The organism is Protofrankia sp. Cr1 (genome assembly GCF_963555865.1).
GTDB lineage: Bacteria > Actinomycetota > Actinomycetes > Frankiales > Frankiaceae > Protofrankia.
In genome coordinates this window covers 1-3,137 of the sequence record NZ_CAUVXO010000589.1, presented here as the reverse complement: position 1 = coordinate 3,137, position 3,137 = coordinate 1, and the positions used below count along the sequence as shown (strand labels likewise).

The 3,137-nt window shown below is 72.5% G+C and carries 3 protein-coding genes and 1 pseudogene; 1 reads left to right on the top strand and 3 read right to left on the bottom strand.

Annotated elements, in window-relative coordinates:
• Positions 1–1,981, bottom strand: a 1,981-nt coding sequence (locus U9980_RS26300; RefSeq protein WP_322770389.1) for a copper resistance CopC/CopD family protein, incomplete at its 3' end; no start/stop codon positions are given.
• 19 nt (positions 1,982–2,000) lie between these two features.
• Positions 2,001–2,414, bottom strand: a complete 414-nt coding sequence (locus U9980_RS26295) for a glutaredoxin family protein (RefSeq protein WP_322770388.1) — start codon at positions 2,412–2,414, stop codon at positions 2,001–2,003.
• Positions 2,415–2,598: 184 nt separating this feature from the next.
• Here U9980_RS26295 and U9980_RS26290 point away from each other — a divergent pair, with 184 nt between their 5' ends.
• Positions 2,599–2,757, top strand: coding sequence for a hypothetical protein (locus U9980_RS26290; protein ID WP_322770387.1), 159 nt, complete (start codon positions 2,599–2,601; stop codon positions 2,755–2,757).
• A 185-nt stretch (positions 2,758–2,942) separates the two neighbouring features.
• Here U9980_RS26290 and U9980_RS26285 read toward each other — a convergent pair.
• Positions 2,943–3,137 (bottom strand): annotated as a pseudogene (locus U9980_RS26285) (hypothetical protein); the annotation flags it as partial.

Below are 3,137 nucleotides of genomic sequence, written 5' to 3'. Positions count from 1 at the left end.
AGTCGAAGGTGCGTGCGAGGAGGTGGCCGGGTGCGGTGATCGTCTCGTGGAGGATCCGATGGTCGGTTCCGACGTCGAGGACGAAGTAGAAGCGTGAGGGGACGAGCGCGAAGGCGAGCTGGGTGTGTCCGTCCCGGCGGCTCAGGATGGTCCCGTCGGTGGGTGCGGCGGCGCCGTAGGGCTCAACGTCGAGGAACCGCTCTCCGCTCATCGGCGTGTCGGTGCCCGATGGTGCGGCAGCCGCGGTGTTGCTGGTGACGGTTTCGTGCAGGGTCAGGGATTCGACCGCCCGCATCGTGTCGATCACCTGGGTGAGCAGGGTGGCATCGGATGCCGGGGGCCAGGGGATGGTGAGGGTGGTGGTACCGCCGGTCCACCCGTCCGCGGTGGTGTGCAGGGTGAGCTGGCTGTCGGGGGAGGCCCAGCTGACCGGCGCCAGGTAGCAGCCGGTGCCGCAGCGTTGCACTGTGAGGGTTCGTCTGACCCCGGCGGCGGTGAGTTCGGCGGTCAGCCGGAGGTGGGGCTGGCTGGTCGGGGTGTCCTCGGGCACGGCGAGGCGGACTTCCAGTTGTCCGTCGCTGGCGGCGATCGCGACGGTGACCTGGCCGGCGAGGCTGGCCAGCCGGAGGGTCGGCCCGTCCGGTGGTGGCGGGAACGCCAGGTCGGTACTGATGGGGGCGGCCGGGGTCATGGATACCAGCAGGCCGGTCAACGCCAGGACGCCGACCAGGGCGGTGCGTTCGATGCGTGCCGCGCCGGCAGGCCGTCCTGTGTCGGGCACCGTGCCTGGTCCGGTGGCGGTGGCGGTGGCGGTGGCGGTGGGCCGGGTCCGGGCCAGGTGTCGGCGGGCGGCCAACGCGAGGGCGACGGTGAGGGTGACGAGTCCGAGTTTGACCAGCAGCACCCGGCCGTAGCCGGTGTGGAGGAGCGCGGGCAGGTTCGGGACGAGCTCGATGGAGGTGAGGGTGCCGGTGGCGACCACGACGAGGAACAGGCCGAGGGCGATCCGGCTGTATCCGGCGAGCAGCGCCCGCACCGCGAGCGGGCTGTGTCGCATACGGGCGGCGACGCGGACGACGTGCAGGAGCGTACCCACCCAGATCGCCGCCGCGGTCAGGTGGATCGCAGTGACGAGAGCACCCCAGTCGGGCGCCGCCGCGGTCAGGTGGCTACGCCACGCCTCCGCACCGACCACCGCCACCATCGGAACGACGATGAGGCCGCGGGGGCGGCGCAGGGTCGCCAGCCCGACGGCGACGGCGAAACCGAGGGCCTCGACGAGGGTGATCCGGCCGGGCACGGTGTCTGCCAGCCCGGACAGCGACAGTCGCCGTAGTCCATCGGCGATGCTGCCGTCACCGAGCAGGTGGACGGCCAGGCCGACCGCGGCGGTGAAGCCGAGCAGGCTGCCAGAACGCAGCAACGGTGCTACGGCCGGCACGGTCTCACCCGCTGGGGTGCGACGCTGCGTCCGGCCGGTCAGCTCGGCGCCGACCGCGCCGCCGAGTACCAGCGCCAGCCCGGTGAACAGCAGCCAGCGCAGCACCGCCGCCGTTACTAACCCTCGGGTGCCGGCGGCACGGGCGTCGCCGCCGGTCGCGGCGGGTATCCCGACGGCGAAGCCGACGCTGCCGGTGACGATGTCGCCGTCGTCGGCGACGACCTGCCAGTCCACGGTGTACCGGCCTGGGGGCAGCACGGCGTCCGGTCGTGCCGACAGCCGCCGGCCCGCATCGGCGACGGCCGGCGTGGACAGCGGGATCGGCCCCCGAGCCTGCCCATGTAAGGTCAGCGCCTGCCCGTGGATGGTGACGGGCTCGTTGAAGATCAGCGTGAGCTGTGTCGGGGAGCTGGAGACGGAATAGCCGGCTGGCGGGCTGGTCGTCAGCAGCGCCGCGTGCGCGGAGGCCGGCGCCGCGGGTATCAGGATCAGCCCCGCCGCGAAGACCATCAGGCTGGCCGCACGCCGGGTGTGGCTCACGGTTCCCCGCCCGCGGCCATCAGTACCTCGCCGGTCGGTGATGATCCGCCGTTTGCGGAGGTGCCGCGTCCGGCGTCCGGCTGCCTTCCGTTCCAGCGGCGGCGGGTCCGGATGGGTGCGCAGATCGTGCTGGCGAGGGAGGCAGGCGCGCGAGCGTGCGGCGTAGCCGGCGTTCGGAGAGCCGGCCGTAGGAGAACGGTGCGCCGTCCACCAGCACACCCGGCGCGAACAGCATCCCCGCCTGTGCGGCGAGCGTTCGGCCGGCGTCGCTGTCCAGGGTGACCTCTTCGACGGTGAGGGGATGATCGCGCGCGACGCGGGCGAGGACGGCCTTGGCGTGGTCGCACAGCGTGCAGTCGGCCTGGGTGAGTAACGTCACCGTGACCGCCCAGGCGGCCGGTGGAGGGGTGGCGCTGGTGGGTGTGCCTGTCATGACGGGCGTTGCCCGGTGCGCAGGTCGGTGAGCAGGCGGGTCACCGGCACGTACATGGTGTAGCGGGGGGCGCCGCCGTAGTCGGCCCGCTAGCGGGGTCGTGCCTACCACCAGTTCATGCATCCGGCACCCGGCCTCCGCCTCACCTACTCCGACCGACCACGTACTAAGGTGAATAGTAGCAATGCCCGGCTGGCCGTCGCGAGCGCTGGGGCTGCGGTTTACCCGGCCGTCGCTGGCGGTCGAGAGGGCAGACGGTGAGGGGGACATCATGAAGTCGTTGCGTTGCTGCCTGAACCCGAAGGTCATCGCCGGTCTGGCGGTGGTCGCGGTTGTCGGCTAGGTGGCGGTGCCTGGCGGCGGCGTTGCCGCGCCGGTGCTGGTCGTGCTCGTCTGCCCGCTGTCCATGGCTGCCACCAGGCAGGCGGCGACCATTACACGGACGTGCCGCGTCCGCGCGCCAGCTCGCCGCCGTTCGCCCATCTGTGCGTCTCCCGAGACCTCACTCACCGTCCACAGCGGTCCCGGTCAGCCGGCTGGTGGGGCTGCATACAGCGGGCAGTAGGCGGTGTGGGTGGAGGCCAGGACCGGGCCGGCGGCGACGACGGCCGGGATGAGCAGCACGGCGGCCACCGCCGTAGCGCCCAGAGTCGTACGGGCGACGCCGAGGGGGTGCGCAGGTCGTAGCAAGCGACGGACCCGGCCCAGTGCGGTCGGCCCACC